Raw genomic sequence first — 15,398 nt, 5'->3', positions numbered from 1 at the left:
ATGACGATCATCGCCTCCATCGACGACTTCCGCACCGCCGCCCGGCGGCGGCTGCCGCGTTTCCTGTTCGACTATGCCGATGGGGCCGCCTTTTCGGAGGTCACCTGCCGCCGCAACGTCGACGACCTGCACGCCACGGTGCTGCGCCAGCGCGTGTTGCAGGACGTGGCCGCGCTCGACCTGCGCACGACGCTGTTCGGTCGCGAGCAGCCGCTGCCGGTGGTACTGGGTCCGATCGGCATCGCCGGCATGTTCCGCCGACGCGGCGAAACGCAGGCGGCGCGGGGAGCGCATCGGCACGGCGTGCCCTTCACGCTGTCGACCGTCGGCATTTGCAGCATGAAGGAACTGCGCGGCGCGACGTCGGACGGGCCGTTGTGGTTCCAACTCTACGTCATCCGCGACCGCGGCTTCATGCGGGAACTTCTGGCGCGGGCGAAAGAAGCGGGCGCGCAGGCGCTGGTGTTTACCGTCGACATGCCCATACCCGGCATCCGTTATCGCGACGCGCATTCGGGCATGTCGGGGCCGGGCGCCGCAATGAAGCGCGTCGCCCAGGCGATCGGCAAGCCAGGGTGGGCATGGGACGTCGGACTGCGTGGTCGTCCGCACCGGCTCGGCAATCTGGAGCCAGTGCTGGGCAATGCCAGCGGCCTGAACGATTACATGGGCTGGCTGGGCGCGAACTTCGACCCCGGCATCCGCTGGAACGACCTCGACTGGCTGCGCGCCGAATGGGACGGGCCGCTCATCATCAAGGGGATCCTCGATCCGGAGGATGCCCGCGCCGCCGCCGATTACGGCGCGGACGGCATCGTCGTGTCGAACCATGGCGGACGACAACTCGATGGCGTGATGTCGACCGCCGCCGCTTTGCCGCGTATCGCCGCCGCAGTAGGCGACCAGTTGACCGTGCTCGCCGATTCCGGTGTCCGCTCCGGCCTTGACGTCGTCCGCCTGCTGGCGTTGGGGGCGAAGGGCGTGCTGCTCGGCCGGGCATGGCTGTGGGCGCTCGCCGCCGAAGGTGAGGCGGGCGTTGCGCGGATGATCGCCATGCTCACGCATGAGATGCGGGTTGCCATGACGCTGACCGGCGTCAATGCCGTTTCCGCAATCGACCACCGCATCCTCGCCAATGTTTCCAACAATTTTTCGACAAAGGAATAGCCATGAAACTCTGCCGCTTCGGCACCACCGGTCACGAAAAGCCGGGCATGATCGATACCGCCGGCCGCATCCGCGACCTGTCCGGGCATGTCGCCGACATCAATCCTGCCGCGATCTCGGTGGAGGGACTGCGTCGCCTCGCCGCGCTCTCCGCCGACGATCTGCCGCTGGTCGATGCGGGGGTCCGCTACGGTCCGCCGGTCACCGGCACCCGCAAGTTCATCGCGATCGGCCTGAACTATGCCGACCACGCCGCTGAATCGAACCTGCCGATCCCGGAAGAGCCGGTCGTGTTCAACAAATGGGTGAACTGCATCCAGGGCCCGAACGACCCGGTCGTCATCCCGCGCGGATCGAAGAAGACCGATTGGGAGGTCGAACTGGGCATCGTCATCGGCACCCCGGCGCACGACGTTCCGGTCGACAAGGCGCTGGATCATGTCGCCGGCTATCTGGTCGTCAACGACGTGTCGGAACGCGAATGGCAGACCGAGCGCGGCGCCACCTGGGACAAGGGCAAGGGCTTCCCGACCTTCGGGCCGATCGGCCCGTGGCTGGTCACCGCCGACGAGGTTGGCGACCCGCAGGCATTGTCGATGTGGCTCGACGTCAACGGCAAGCGGATGCAGACCGGCAGCACCGCGACGATGATATTCCCCATCGCCGAGATCGTCGCTTATTGTTCGCAGTTCATGGCGCTGGAACCCGGCGACATCATCACCACCGGCACCCCGCCGGGTGTCGGGCTCGGCCAGAAGCCCGAGCCCTGCTATCTGAAGGCGGGCGACGTGGTGACACTCGGCATCGAGGGCCTGGGCGAGCAGCGCCAGGACTTCGTCGCCGCGGCGAATGGTTGAACGGGACCGGCGCGATGACCCTTCCGACCCGCCCGCTCGGGCAGACAAAGATCCGGCTGACCGAGATCGGCTTCGGCGCCGCGTCGCTCGGCAACCTCAACCGGCGGATCGACGATGCGACCGGGCGGGCGGCGATCGACGCGGCGATCGCGGCGGGGGTCGGCTTCGTCGACACCGCTCCCTTCTACGGACGGGGCCTGAGCGAGCGGCGCGTCGGCGATGCACTGCGGGAAGCGGATCGCGCGATCATCCTGTCGACGAAGGTCGGGCGGCTGCTGACGCCCGATGCGTCGGCGACCGCGGAGGAAGCGCGCGACGGCTTCCTCTCGCCAATGCCGTTCCGGGTCGTGTACGACTATAGCCGCGATGGCATATTGCGCTCGTTCGAGGCGAGCCTGCACCGCCTCGGGCTCGACCGGGTCGACATGCTGTTCGTCCATGACATCGGTCGGATGGTGCAGGGCGACGCGCACGATCGTCACTGGGCCGAACTGACGACGGGCGGCGGGTTCGACGCGCTGGAGTCGTTGCGTGACCAGGGGGCGATCGGTGCGTTCGGACTGGGCGTGAACGAGGTCGAGGTCTGCATCGACGCGATCCAAGCCGCGCCGATCGACGTCCTCCTGCTCGCCAACCGCTACACGCTGCTCGAACAGACGCCGCTCGACACACTGTTTCCGCTATGCGCGAAGAACGGCGTGTCGGTGATCGCCGGCGCACCGTACAACAGCGGTATTCTCGCGACCGGGACGCGCACCGGCGGTACGCCCTATTACGACTATGGCCCGGCACCGGACGAGATCGTCGCACGCGTCCGGCGGATCGAGGCCGTTGCCGACGCGTGGCAGGTGCCGCTGGCCGCCGCCGCGCTGCAATTCCCGCTTGCCCATCCCTGCGTCGTCAGCGTCCTCCCCGGCATCGGTGATCCGCGCCGGCTGGCGCAGACGCTGGACCTGTATCGCCGTCCGATACCCGGAGGCTTCTGGCAGGCGCTGGTGACGGAGGGCCTGTTGCGAAGCGACGCGCCAGTGCCGACGGCGCGGGACGAAGCGGTTCGGGCATGACAGCGGCGCATCCCTCCATCCGCGTGATGCGCCGGCTGCCGACGGAGGTCGAACGCGTGCTCGCGGAGCGGCTTGGTGCCCGGCTGAACCCGGACGACGTGCCGCTCGACCGGTCGCAGCTGGCCGACGCCATGCGGGACGCCGACATCCTCGTCCCGACGATCACCGATCGCATCGATGCGGAACTGCTGACGGTGCCGGGACGCCGGGTGCGGCTGATCGCCAGCTACGGCGCCGGCGTCGACCACATCGACCTGGCCGCCGCGCGCGATGCCGGGATCGCGGTCACCAACACGCCCGATGCGCTGACCGAGGCGACGGCCGAACTCGCCATCCTGCTGATGCTGATGGCGGCTCGCCGCGCGGGCGAGGGCGAACGCGAGGTTCGCGCCGGCGCGTGGACAGGCTGGCGTCCCACCCATATGGTCGGAAACGGGCTGCACGGCCGCGTCCTCGCGCTCGTTGGCTTCGGCCGCATCGCGCAAGCCACGGCCGCGAAGGCGCGCGGGCTCGGCATGACGATCCGCTACTTCAATCGCTCCCCGGTCGATCCGGCGGTGACGGCGCGGCTTGCCGCGGAGCCGGTCGACACGCTGGTCGATCTGGTCCGAGGCGCAGATGTGGTGTCGCTGCATACGCCGGGCGGCGCGGCGACGCGTCACATGATCGACCGGGGGATCCTGCGCGCGATGCAACCCCATGCGATCCTGGTGAACACGGCGCGTGGGCTGGTGATCGACGAGGCCGCGCTCGTCGAGGCGCTGGAGGCGGGCTGGATCGGTGCCGCCGCCCTGGATGTCTATGCGGAGGAGCCGGTGGTGCATCCCGGATTGCTCGCCCATTCGCGCTCCGTCCTGCTGCCTCATCTCGGCAGTGCGACGATCGAGGCGCGCAACGCGATGGGAATGCAGGCCATCGCCAACATCGACGCATTCCTGTCAGGCAAGGCGCTGCCCAACCGTGTCGCCTGACGATCGGCTGATCGCCGCGATCGAGGCGGCGGCGGCGCAGAGCCCCGACCGTCCGCTGGTCGTGGGCATTTGCGGCGCGCAGGGAAGTGGCAAGTCGACGCTGGTGGCCCGCCTCGCGCAGCGTCTGGACCGTGTCGCCACGCTCTCACTCGACGATCTCTACCTCACGCGGGCGGAGCGCGAGGCATTGGCCCAGGATGTCCATCCATTGCTCCGCACACGCGGCGTGCCGGGCACCCATGACATCGACCTGGGAATGGCCGTGATGGCGTCACTGGATCGCGGCGCCGCGGTTCGGTTGCCCCGTTTCGACAAGGCGATCGACGATCGATCACCGGAAACGTCATGGCCGATGGCAGCCGCAAACACCCGTATCATGCTATTCGAGGGATGGTGCGTCGGCGCGCTGCCGCAGGGAAGCGAGGCGCTAGCGGAACCGGCCAATGCGCTGGAGCGGGAAGAGGATCGCGACGGCACATGGCGCCGATATGTAAACGACATGCTGGCCGGGCCTTACCGCTCCCTGTTCACGCGCATCGACTTCCTGATATTCCTCGCCGCACCAGGCTGGGATGTCGTGCATGGCTGGCGGCTCGAACAGGAAGAGGCACTGCGTCAGAGCGGCGCGTCAGGCGACGCTATCATGACCACAGCGGATATCAGCCGGTTCATCAGCCATTACGAGCGTCTGACACGTCATATATTGGCCGAAATGCCGGAACGAGCCGATATCGTCATGTGCCTGGACGCCAATCGGCATGGCATGGCGATCGACTGGCCTAACCCGTAGGTATAGCTGGTCCTCGGGTCGGTGTTGAATAGTTTCACGATAGCCGAAGCCGACCGGTGAACGATGCCTTCGGCAAGTCGCCTGGGAACCGGTCGGCAATCCGCAAGGGCCCTTTTTATGCGGCGAACATTTCGACTGCGAACAAATACAGCGTCACGCAGGTCTTCATGCTCGGCGGCTGGAGGTCGACGAGCGGACCGGTGGCGTCGTGGACGCCAGCGGCATGACGATAGCCGACGCCTTTTCGGGACGTCGCGCCGGAAGTGCTGCAGCCGAGCGCGGCCTATGATCGACTTCCGCGAATGCGGCCGAGTAGCATCCTGTTCAGACGGCGACCCGTCCGGTGCGTTCGCACGCGAGACACGCAGGACGGTGTCGACGACCGGATTGAGCGGCACCAGATCGATGGACGACAAGATCGCGGCGAAGACGATCTGGAACAGCCAGGCCTGCAGCGATCCGGCCACCTCGAGGTCCGACAGGCGGGGCGTACGCAGGGTTGCGCAAGGCTCCCAAAGACATTGTACCGTGCCGAACGCCCGCGATAGCGTTGTTTGGCGAGGGCCTTAAAGCTTTCGGGCGCTGCCGTTCAGGCGACTGCCCATTACCGCATCTAGGCCACACGGACGATTGCGGCAGGGCGCGGAGCGCGCATCACGGAAGCCGGATGGGAACCGCACGTTTCCGGAGGATGAGCCGATGCGTCAGATCGCGGCCGAGGATTTCATTGCCATCTACAACCTGATGGGCCGCTACGGCCACATCATGGACGAATGTTCCGCCGCCGGCGGTCCGTGGGATCGACTTGGCGAGATCTTCACTCCCGAGGCGGTGTTCGAAGTGGAGCCGTATGGCGTGCGGCTGAATAGCCTGCGCGAGTTGCAGGACGCCTGGGGCGCATCAGTGCACCCCTGGGGTCATCACGTGACCAACCTGGTGGTCGATCCCGACGGGCCGGACGGGGCCCGCTGCGATTCCAAGATCGTGATCGTGCTCGCCGATGCCCGGACGATGACCGGGGTCTATCGTGACCGGTTGACCCGCACCGCCGCCGGGTGGCGGATCACGCATCGCTATTGCGTCATGCGGCTGATCGATCCCGACGCGCCCAAGCCGGTCATGTGATCCGGGCGGCGGGAAGCATGGTGGAGAGGCAGCAAATGACCGACGCGGAAAAGATCGACCGACTGTGCAGGACGGTGGAAGCCCTGCAGGCCGAGGTGCAGCACCTGCACGACCGCATGGAAGTGCGCGACGTGGCGATCCGCCTCGCGCGCGGGGACGACCGGTTGGACAAGGATATCCTGTTCACCGCCTATGCCGATGATGCGATCGACGACCATCTGGGCTTCTGCGGCAACCGCGAGGAATTTTTCGAATGGATCTGGGATTCGCACAAGCGGTCCATCGAAACCACGCTGCATCATACGACCAACCAGACTTGCGAGTTCATCGACGCGGACACAGCGATTACGGAAACCTACTGGATTTTCACCGGCCCGCTGCTCGACGGCAGCAATTCGATCGCGTTTGGCCGCTATCTCGACCGGGTGGAGCGGCGGCCGGAAGGTTGGCGGATCGCCTTCCGCTATGCGACGATCGACGGCTGCTGCAACATTCCTGGGGCGCCGATCCCGTTCCGGTGGGCGCCGGATCGCCTTGCCAACGGCATACCCAGCCAGACGCGCGAGGATCCGTCCTATCGCCGCCCGTTCGTGAACCAGCGCGAACGCTTCGTGCCGCCGGACGGAATCGATTACGACACGGTCCGCGACCTTGCGACCTATTCCCGAGGTCCGCACCCGGCGGGCTGAAGATGCGCCCGGACATTGTCCGGGCGCTGCCGGTTCAGCGCTCCAGCGGAACGTCGTAGGCGCGCACGCAGTCGCCGCTGATGCGGTCGATACCGTTCTCGGTGAAGCCGATGTCGGCCAGCTTGTACTGCTGATGGCGGCGGCATCACAAAACTGACAGGCCGCACAGCTCGCTGGGCTATCGCCCCTCGGCGCCGAAAACGGCTACGCCGCCATCGGCTCCCTCCGGTTCCGCTTCGCTCCACCTTCGGCCCGCCACGGCGCCAGAGGCAACAATGCGCCAACTATCAAAGCAGACCACCCGGCAGGGCCAATCAAGACTGCGCTATGGAATTGCTCAGCAGCGGGATGCTCATGCCACCATCGACGCGGATGATCTGGCCGTTGATGAAAGCGGCGTCATCCGAAAGCAGGAAGGTCGCCGCGCTCGCAATGTCTTCGGGTTCTCCCAGGCGAGGCCCGGCCGTCTGCTTCAGGATGAGTTCGAGGGGCAGCGCATCCCCCATGGCCACCGCATTTTCGACCATTATCATGCCGGGCTGGATGGCGTTGCAGCGGATCTTCTGTTTGCCGAACCGCACGGCGACATGCCTGGTCAGCGCATCGACGCCCGCCTTGGATGCGCAATAGCCCACCATCGCCGAATCGCCGCGTGAAGCCGCCAGCGACGAGGTTTGCACGATGGCACCGCCGCCGGTCTTCAGCATATGAGGGATAGCCGCCCGACATGAAAGAAAATAACCTGTCAGATTGGTCGTCAGCGACCGCGCGAAAATCTCGGGATCGGTGCTAAGAATATCGCCGTCACGATCGAGCAGGTGGAGATCGGCCCCATTGTTGAACAGACCATCGATGCGGCCGTGGTCATGGGCGACGCCGTTCATCAGGTCCAGCAGGCTGTCGCCGTTCGAAAGATCGGCCAATCGGAATTCGGCCCTGCCCCCGCTGTCGTTCAGCTCCTCTGCAAAGGCCTGACCGCGTTCGACGCTTATCCCGCCCAGGATCACGACAGCGCCTTCCTGGGCGAGGCGACGCGACGTTGCAGCACCTATGCCCCGGGTCGCGCCGACCACTATTACGACTTTGCCGTCCATGCGCTTGTTCATCGACATTCCTTCCTTCCTTCCCATGACCTGAAGTTCAGTCGCTTGGCCGGTTGCCCGCCATATGCCCGCCATCGACGGGAAAGATGTGACCCGTCACAAAGGAGGCCGCGGGCGAACAGAGCCATACCGCCGCCTCGGCCTGCTCCTCTGCTGTACCGAACCGCCCGATCGGCTCCACCCATTGCTTGATCATTTCCGGGTTTGTCCTGCTCACTTCCTCAAGCGCGCCGCGCATCATCGGCGTATCGGTAGCGCCGGGGCATATGGCGTTGACGCGGATGTTGCTCGTCGCAAAGTCCAGAGCGGCCGTTTTGGTCAATCCGGCCACACCGTGCTTGGCACTGACATAGGCGCTCATCGCCGGCGTGCCGATCAGACTGGCCAGCGAGCCGGTATTCACGATCGCGCCGCCGCCTGCCTCCAGCATATGGGGTATTTCATATTTCATGCAGAGAAAGCAGGAGACGGTATTGAGAGCATGACATCGCTCGAATTCAGCCAGCGATATGTCGGTGATCTTTCCGATCGGGCCGCCATGACCCACATGATTGTGCGCCATGTCGATCCGACCATAGGTCTCGATCACAAATTCGATCATGTCGCGAACCGATGCCTCGCTCGTCACATCGGCCCCAATGAAGCGCGCTTCGCCCCCTTGACGCCTGATCTCCTCGACCGTGACATGCCCCCCTTGCGCATCGATATCCGCCACAACGACGCGCGCGCCGCGTTCGGCGAAGAGGCGGGCCGATGCGCGGCCAATTCCGGAACCTGCGCCGGTTACGAGGGCAGTACGCCCTTCAAGCATTTTCATCTGCGCGCTCCATGTCATCCTGCTCCATCCCCTGGGTAGGACCGGTTGCGCCTCAACATCCTCGTCTGTTCAGACAGCGCCCCGAAAGATGCATTCGGTGCCACCGTCAATGCTGAATGCGTGAGTTGCCGCACGCCAGCCCTAACGCCTCATAGGAAACGTCCCTGCGCGACCGCCCGCCCCGGATGAAGGTATCCCGGCTTTCGCCATAGGATGGTTCATCGACCATTCCCTGGCGCATCGACGCAGCATGATACGCCACACACCCACCCGCCATTCAAAGCGATCGAGGTAGCGACCGAATATGAATCAGGTTGCGACGCTCATATCAATGGGTCCTGACCCCAGGAATTCTGTCGATGTCTCTGCGGCCTAGTGACCCGAATCTGAAGTTCGTCACACTGCTGGGTAGGCGTTGAACGAACTTCAGATTCATCAGGGTCACTAGTAAATATATGATTTTAGTGTATTTTTTTGATTTGAAATACGCTCCCTACCTAGCCGCTATAATGAGGCGTATTTCAAATCCACCACATTAGTCAGAAGACTGATCGGAAGGTCTCGACAGCGACGAGAGTTGATCGGATTGCCGTACGCGGCGCGGCTCCGAACCGAAGGTGCGACGGAAAACCCCCGCAAAATGGCTTGGATCCTCGTAGCCAACTGCAGCAGCTACGCTTCCTATGGAGAGGTTCGAGTTGCGTAAGAGCTCAAGAGCACGGCGCATCCGTCGGTCCTGTATATAGCGGTAAGGCGGAAAGCCGGTAGCGCGTTTAAACGCGCGGGTGAAATGGAAGAGGCTCTGTCCAGTCAAATTGGCAAGCAGCTCCACTCGCAGCGGAGTATCCAGGTGGTCTTCAACATATCTTCTAACCCGCTTCACATCGACCTCGCTCAAGCCGGAACTACGTCCGCGATCCCCTGGCACCAGCATGTGTTCTGCAACCAAGCGCGTGGCAAAGGCTTCAGCCATCGTGCGAAACTCGAGGAGGCGCTGATCCTCGTTGAAGCCACGCATCGATTCCAATATGGCCCGTGCAAGATAGAAGAGCCCTGGATCGGAGCAGACGAATGGGTCACACCTCAGATTAGCCAAGGCGCTTTGTTGCCTCTGGATCTTCTGCGCCAGGCCCTCAATCCACCAAGAAGGCATGAACATTTGCAAAATGTCGAATCCGTTGGTCACATTTGCCTCAACGCGAGTGCCCGCCGGTAAAAAACAGATGAAAATATCTGGAAGCGGCCCCTCGATGAGCACAGTATCATCAACGACCAAGCGATGTTGAAGGCTATGCTGGAAATAGACGCTGATGACATGAGTCTTCTCCGGCATCACAGCCCTGTAACGCCAGATAGTATCGGGGGGTGCCGCGACGTGACATGCTGACACTCCCGTCTGGTCGTGATCCTCTACAAGCACATTCAACGGCGTGCGAATAAAGTTTCTAATTTGAAAGCCTGGCATTACGGAAGCCTACCGCCGACGTGGCCTACTGGCGAGCTGTTTGTCGCAAGGAGCGCTCCCGCTTACCCCGCCCCTCACCGTCATGCGGTCGCTTTTCAAGTGTCGCGTTTCGATGGTAGGCCGTTGGTAAATAGCTTAGGTTCCATCAACCAAGTTCCGCACGGAGCAGAGGCGATCAAGCCGCCTTCAGAACGCCATGCTGATCTCTGAGATGGTGCCGGTTTTCTGGACAGGATGCTAAGCTAATCCCGAACAGGCGGCATAACCACGACCAGGATGAGCTTAACTCAGCCGCCAAACTGTCCAAGAAGGCGGCACCACCTCAATACAGTCCGAGCTTGCTGAACTTGTACACTGCCGGCCGTCGCCAACATCGCAATGGATGACACTGTCGTCGTACTTATGACTTTCGCCATGTTCTCCCTCCCGCAGATTAATATTCTTTATGGGTCCTCAGCTTTGCAGTGAATCGCCTCCAATGCTCTGAAGAGCATGGGAGCTCGGTCCTCGAGCGCAATTTATCAAAGTGATGGCAAGGCTATTTCACGCTGAAATCTTTTCACGAAGTAGCGCATGCCACAATTCGGGTACGTTGCTGCAATCTTCGGACACGACCCAGGTAGCCATTCGTCGGAGAGCCTCGGTACCGTCGTGCGGGACCGTTAGTGAGTCATAGTTGAGCATGTAGCCGAGATCTGTAACCCGTTGCACACCATGCAGCGCCAACGGCAGGCGCAACTTTTCCCGAAGATGCTCCGGGAAGATGCCAACCGTTTGGACGTCGCGCGTAGTTCGGCGCAATGCAGACTCAAAGCTTTTGATCGGCACGATATTGACGGTACGGTGCGCAAGATCCTCAAAGAAGTCTACCGGTTCGTCGCACAGAGAAAGGATCACGCCGCCGTCCCGTCCGCCGCCGATCAGCTCGAACTCCTCGTCGAGCATGGTGAGCGAGTCAAGTTGTGCCGCGAATTCGCTACTGATGCGGGGAGCCGGTGTACTGATCTGCGCTGGAAGCCGCTGGATCGAATCAAACACAAGCCGGCCGAAGCGGCGCAGCTGTGCCCGACTGGTCGGATCCTCGTCGCACTCGACAAATGCCATGCGCGCATTCGCGCAGCCAATCTGGTTGTTGTAACCGACGTCGGCGGCAAGCCGCATCGCCGCCTCGCGCATTGCGTCTTCGCTTTCCAACGCCTCGCGACCTATGAAGGCTCGGCTATTTTTCGGATCGAACATCACAAGATCGAGCCCAGGGCGCAAGTAGCGCGCGATGTGAGTGATCGAGTTCTTCCCACCCCAGGCCACGACGCGGTCGAAGTTCTTCGGGTGGTAAATCTTTTCTTCAAACCCGGTGTCACCGCCTCGCCAGTAAGCCGCGCTCCATGACTTTGTAAGAGGATGATGGGGATCCATGTCGATCAGCGTTCGACCGATGGCAATCGCGGCGCCCAACTCGTTTGAAGGGATCTTCACAAGCGCATATCCGCGAATGAGAGCGTTGCGAATGAAGGTGATCGTTGCAATTCCTGGCGCATTGCCGGCGATGACGTGAACCGTGGGCACGCCGATCGCACGCACCCCGATCGTCCGACCATTATACTGAGTGGTCGTGGCCCACTGATCGATATGCTCGCGTCCGATCGTGTCGATCACGGCTTCGATCCGCTCGCGAGAAAGCATGCCGTTCTTTCCCGCTATTCCCCGAAAGCTGCCGGCGCAGAGGGACGGCGGCATGTCGGAAAATGCCTCGTTGAGTTCAAGCGCCCACTTCAGATGTGGGTTGGTTTCCAAATCCAGGCGATGTCCCAGTTCGACGAGGAAGTTGACGATATCGTCAATCGACAGATCGTAGAGCTCGCTTAGAGCGTGGCGGGACGGCAGGATCAGCTTATCAAGGTATTTAGCGGCATCGGGCGCACTGAACTCTGTGCCGAACCGTCCGGCGTAAGTCATCTCTGGATCATCAATGATCTCGCCTCTGGCGAAGATCGGGATTGAGTAGGATTTCGTCATCAAGAATTCTCCAGCAGGAATTCAGTCGCGTCATCATGGGCCTGCGCTGATCCGGCGCAGCCGATCTTCTCACCATCCTCCGGAATCTTGCCGATTTCGTTGCTAAGGTAAGCGCCGGTTCGCCCGCAGGCGCATGGGTTCCAATTCAATGTAACCTGGTCGCCAGAGACAAAGCCGCCCCAGTAAGTGCTGGCCAAGAGATCGAAGAAGGCGAACCGCCCGGTTTGACTGCCGCTACGCGGTCGAACCTCGTCGGTATCGACGTCGAGGATGTAGGGAATGGTCGTCGGCGGCAGGTGGTAGTGGCGATGAAGACAGCGGGTAGCGACGCTCATCATCTCTCCCATACCGAAATCTATGTTCATGTTGCGCGCGGGTATACCGAAGGCGGAATACACCTCCTCCTGCCAATTCTCCGGCTCAACCCCATCAGGGAAGCCGCTGCCCACTGAGATCAGCGAGTCCTGAGTGAAAGCACCGGTGGTGCCTTCAGCAAGGAGCTGCCGCGCAAGTGCGTGTACGCTCCCCATCGTACCCAGCACCCAAACGCGCTGCCCGCGATGGGCGTTTATCAATGTGTCCACCCAGGCAGCATATTGCGCTGGGCCATCGGTCTTGATTTGCGCAATCTCATCCTTCCGGGCGAGGAGCCGCGGATTGATGGCGAGCATGCCTTCCTCGCCACGCTTGCTCGCCTCCTGTATGCGCCCGGCCAGCGACATCAAATCGGCGTCCATGTATGCGCTGGGCGCTTTGACGAGGCCTTCGCCGTAGACATCTTCGTAGATGGAGAGATTGATGTTGAAGGGGCGATTGCCCCCTTTTGGCCCGGGGAAGAAGATCGGCACCTTGTCAACGCCGGGTACCAACGGTCGATAGTGAGCCCGCTCCTCGCCAAACGGCTCCAGCCGCCACTGGCCTCCGCGCCAGTACAGCTGCCATTCCGCGACGGTACGAGGCAGAAATGTCATCTTCCCGGACGTCGTGGTCGAATAGCAGACGATTAGATCTGTCTGCTTGGCGAGCGCTGCAAACCATTCCTCGATAAGTTCTACACCGGCCATGTTAACGTGCGACAGATCGACAACCGTCAACTTGTCCAGCCAGCGTGTCAGCCGCTCAAAATCGCCTTTTTCGAGCCAAGATAGTGGATATGAATTGTAGGTTGAGGCTTTGAATAGCAGTGGGGCCAAGTCATCGAGTGTCGCGATTGCGTCGACCCCTTGTCGCGCCGCCAAGGTCTCGAGCATTGCGATCTTGGGTCGCATCTCCGCAAAGCGTCGGCGCGCTCCTTGGATCCACAGCCGCTCGCGCTGTTCATCGGTGATTGAGAAGATCATGTTGTAGGAGGTGTCTACATACCGCTCGGGCGCGTCGATCAGCGTATCGATCAACTCCGAGCGGGGTGGCTCAGTAGGAATTGCGCTCATTTGAGTTGTCCTGTTCCTGGTTCAATCAAACGCCAGTCTGCGAGGTTTGTAAGTGGAGCGCGGCATCGATCCCTGCGGCGCCGAAATCACGGTTGCTGGCACGCCGAGCCTCTCGGAAAGATGGCGCGCAATGGAATCAGCGTCTGGATGCTCGACTTTCAATCGGAGTACGTCGGCCGCGCCTGGCGCTATGCCAAACTCCGGCGCGCCATAAGCCTCCAGTTCCAGTTGGACCTGCACGGGAAGCAGACGCACATCGCCAATCACTGCCATGTCCGCCGTGCGCCCGAGATAGTTCCAACGCATCAGCGTTGATCCAGTTGGGCACGGGTCCGTCCGCTCGACCACAACGTCTTCGGAGTCGAAACGCAGCATGAACTGGTCCATCCCGAACATGGTGACCACGAGATGACCCGGCGTGCCGGGCTCCACCTCGCGCCCGGTGTCCGGATCACAAATTTGCGTGATATAATAATTGACTGGCTGTGCCATACCGGAGTGCGTCTCACCGTCTAATACGGAGAAGCCGATACAGTCTGAAACACCGTAGGTATTGCGGACACGGATGTTGTATGCCGTTTCCAACCGCTTCCGGGGGGTCTCCCATTGCATGCTCGCCTCGATGATTGAGACGATGTTGCCGGACAGCAATTCGGCCAAGTCTAACCCAATTGACCTTGCCGCTTCATCATACAGGTTAAGTTGCGGCAAGGAGAGCATCAGGATGTCGACACCGATTTCCTGCCAAACTCTGATATGGCCGACAGCGTCTTCAACCGAAAAAGGAACGCCAACTGGAATTTCGAGCATGCCCGCATCACGCATGCTGCGCCCACCATTGACGTTGGTCGGATATAGGTTCTGCGGAAAACTGAGTGAGTAATGCATGCCTGGTCGGTAACCGGCGCGCCAATAGATGGTGCGATCGATTTCCCGCATGCGATCTATGTCGTCTATTGTATAGAAGGTATACCACGGGCGACCCGTGGTACCCGATGACCGCGCAATTCGTACTGCATCGGCCAGGTTCACTGCTCGATGGCTGCCGAACGGCGGTAGCGCAGCCTCGTTAGCGCGCAGGTCACTTTTACGGACCATCGGGATGTCGCTAAGGTCCGGAATCGTTCCTGGCTTCAATCCCGCCTGCAAGTATCGCTCACGGTAGAAGGGCAACGTCCAGGCACGCTCCCACTCTGTCGTGAAGGCTGCGTGCTGCAGAGCCCTCCGATCGACGGGCGCCATCGCCTCCAACGTTGGATCGAACAGCGAACGGCTTGTGTTATTGAGATAACCGGGATGTACGGCGCCCAAGCGCTGCGCGCCGATTGACCGCCCGACGCTCTGTCCTTGGGCATCTATACGCATCTGCTGCGCGCCAGCCGCTGTGGCAAGGTTCATCCTCTCTCTCCTCGCACCATGTTTCCGCTTTCAGCGGTATGCTTGGCTTGTTAGATTTTCCGTCTACTCGGCAAACCGCCGCAAAGCGCGGGCATTCTTGCTGCGTAAGGGCGATCCTGCTCATTTAGCTGTTGAAGCCCCGAGCATGCGCGGCGATCCTGCCAAGGCATTCTAGAAAACGACTCGAAAACGACCCGTTCAGGCGCAGAAAACAGCCATTTCTTGAGAGGCTCCATGAGGTGATACCCTCACCGATACCCTGGGACTTTTTATCGGAATGGTTCGATTCCCAAAAGGCTTGACGCACCCGCGATCACGACTCTCGAACTTGGAGCCCTCCGCAGGAAAGGGGCTTCTTCGCAACATCTCGCCAGTTGCCGTCGGCATCCTTCAGCGCATTGGAGTGACATCACGGCCCAGGAGTATACGCTATTCGGCTCATAGTACGATTTCAGCTCTCTGGGTCGCTGGGACAGATATGGCACAGGATCCGCAACCGGCTGCGT

13 protein-coding genes and 1 pseudogene are annotated in these 15,398 nt (G+C 61.8%); 8 read left to right on the top strand and 6 right to left on the bottom strand.

Features of this window, described 5'->3' with window-relative positions; all coding sequences use genetic code 11:
- The 8 genes and pseudogenes from lldD to MRBLMC3_RS20275 all read left to right on the top strand — a co-directional run.
- A complete protein-coding gene (gene lldD / locus MRBLMC3_RS20310; RefSeq protein WP_363831839.1) occupies window positions 1-1,167 on the top strand; it encodes an FMN-dependent L-lactate dehydrogenase LldD in 1,167 nt (388 codons plus the stop codon).
- Between the two features lie 2 nt (window positions 1,168-1,169).
- Window positions 1,170-2,024 (top strand): fumarylacetoacetate hydrolase family protein, encoded by an 855-nt coding sequence (locus MRBLMC3_RS20305; RefSeq protein ID WP_363831836.1) that lies wholly within the window; start codon window positions 1,170-1,172, stop codon window positions 2,022-2,024.
- Window positions 2,025-2,038: 14 nt separating this feature from the next.
- The gene (locus MRBLMC3_RS20300; RefSeq protein WP_363831833.1) at window positions 2,039-3,088 is read left to right on the top strand and encodes an aldo/keto reductase; all 1,050 of its coding nucleotides are present in this window, start codon (window positions 2,039-2,041) and stop codon (window positions 3,086-3,088) included.
- Window positions 3,085-4,059 carry a 2-hydroxyacid dehydrogenase gene (locus tag MRBLMC3_RS20295; protein WP_363831831.1) on the top strand — a complete coding sequence of 325 codons (975 nt, stop codon included), beginning with the start codon at window positions 3,085-3,087 and terminating at the stop codon, window positions 4,057-4,059. Before MRBLMC3_RS20300 ends, MRBLMC3_RS20295 begins: the two co-directional genes overlap by 4 nt.
- Window positions 4,049-4,849, top strand: a complete 801-nt coding sequence (locus MRBLMC3_RS20290; RefSeq protein ID WP_363831828.1) for a kinase — start codon at window positions 4,049-4,051, stop codon at window positions 4,847-4,849. Before MRBLMC3_RS20295 ends, MRBLMC3_RS20290 begins: the two co-directional genes overlap by 11 nt.
- A gap of 699 nt (window positions 4,850-5,548) precedes the next feature.
- Window positions 5,549-5,974, top strand: coding sequence for a nuclear transport factor 2 family protein (locus MRBLMC3_RS20285; RefSeq protein WP_363737803.1), 426 nt, complete (start codon window positions 5,549-5,551; stop codon window positions 5,972-5,974).
- 35 nt (window positions 5,975-6,009) lie between these two features.
- Complete coding sequence (locus MRBLMC3_RS20280; RefSeq protein ID WP_363831826.1) at window positions 6,010-6,663, top strand: nuclear transport factor 2 family protein; 654 nt, start codon at window positions 6,010-6,012, stop codon at window positions 6,661-6,663.
- Between the two features lie 134 nt (window positions 6,664-6,797).
- A pseudogene (locus tag MRBLMC3_RS20275) lies at window positions 6,798-6,941 on the top strand (IS3 family transposase); the annotation flags it as partial.
- 36 nt (window positions 6,942-6,977) lie between these two features.
- Here the strand turns inward: MRBLMC3_RS20275 and MRBLMC3_RS20270 are convergent.
- The 6 genes from MRBLMC3_RS20270 to MRBLMC3_RS20245 all read right to left on the bottom strand — a co-directional run bounded on the left by MRBLMC3_RS20270 (window position 6,978) and on the right by MRBLMC3_RS20245 (window position 14,892).
- Complete coding sequence (locus MRBLMC3_RS20270) at window positions 6,978-7,775, bottom strand: SDR family NAD(P)-dependent oxidoreductase (protein WP_363831823.1); 798 nt, start codon at window positions 7,773-7,775, stop codon at window positions 6,978-6,980.
- A 28-nt stretch (window positions 7,776-7,803) separates the two neighbouring features.
- Window positions 7,804-8,583: an SDR family NAD(P)-dependent oxidoreductase gene (locus MRBLMC3_RS20265; RefSeq protein ID WP_363737797.1), complete on the bottom strand. Its 780-nt coding sequence runs from the start codon at window positions 8,581-8,583 to the stop codon at window positions 7,804-7,806.
- A gap of 535 nt (window positions 8,584-9,118) precedes the next feature.
- Window positions 9,119-9,916: an AraC family transcriptional regulator gene (locus MRBLMC3_RS20260; protein ID WP_363831820.1), complete on the bottom strand. Its 798-nt coding sequence runs from the start codon at window positions 9,914-9,916 to the stop codon at window positions 9,119-9,121.
- A 675-nt stretch (window positions 9,917-10,591) separates the two neighbouring features.
- On the bottom strand, window positions 10,592-12,064 hold the full coding sequence (locus MRBLMC3_RS20255) for an acyl-CoA reductase (protein WP_363831818.1): 1,473 nt from the start codon (window positions 12,062-12,064) through the stop codon (window positions 10,592-10,594).
- Window positions 12,064-13,494 carry a hypothetical protein gene (locus MRBLMC3_RS20250; RefSeq protein ID WP_363831816.1) on the bottom strand — a complete coding sequence of 477 codons (1,431 nt, stop codon included), beginning with the start codon at window positions 13,492-13,494 and terminating at the stop codon, window positions 12,064-12,066. The genes MRBLMC3_RS20255 and MRBLMC3_RS20250 overlap by 1 nt, the downstream gene beginning before the upstream one ends.
- 21 nt (window positions 13,495-13,515) lie before the next feature.
- Window positions 13,516-14,892, bottom strand: coding sequence for a phenylacetate--CoA ligase family protein (locus tag MRBLMC3_RS20245; protein ID WP_363756085.1), 1,377 nt, complete (start codon window positions 14,890-14,892; stop codon window positions 13,516-13,518).
- Window positions 14,893-15,398 lie beyond the last annotated feature (506 nt).

The sequence above is a fragment of the Sphingobium sp. LMC3-1-1.1 genome, assembly GCF_040676285.1.
GTDB lineage: Bacteria > Pseudomonadota > Alphaproteobacteria > Sphingomonadales > Sphingomonadaceae > Sphingobium.
This window is presented reverse-complemented; position numbering and strand designations above follow the sequence as displayed.